This is a genomic window from Streptomyces sp. BE20, from assembly GCF_036322525.1.
Classification (GTDB): domain Bacteria; phylum Actinomycetota; class Actinomycetes; order Streptomycetales; family Streptomycetaceae; genus Kitasatospora.
On the sequence record NZ_JAQYWW010000748.1, the window covers coordinates 1 to 373 of the forward strand.

Sequence of the window (373 nt, forward strand, 5' to 3'; positions counted from 1 at the left end):
GGGTGTCGGTCACCCGTTTTTGCACCATTTATAATGTTGAGCGCAACCCGCGCATCGCCCGCAAACCCCAGAACCGCGAGAAGGTCAACGTCAATAATAACAAGGTGCCCCCCTTACGTACCCGCCAGGGCGTAAAGGACCTTGTCAGCGGCAGCAAGAAGCAGACGAAGGAAGGCCCCTCGGTCAAGAACTAGACCACCCCCTCCCTCACACCGACAAACAAAGCTGTCGCAGCAACAACGGAACCCAAACGCGACCCCACCAAGCTACCAGACAACGCAACAGCTTCCTCAACCCAAACAAAGAACAAAGCCGAGAAGAACACCGCGACCGCTGACTAGAAGGCGCCCGCCGCCAAGAAGGCCACCACCAC

General features: G+C 57.6%; 1 protein-coding gene. It reads left to right on the plus strand.

The features are described from left to right. Positions 1–194, plus strand: a 194-nt coding sequence (locus tag PUR61_RS16200; RefSeq protein ID WP_329879548.1) for an HU family DNA-binding protein, incomplete at its 5' end; no start/stop codon positions are given. Positions 195–373: the final 179 nt, after the last annotated feature.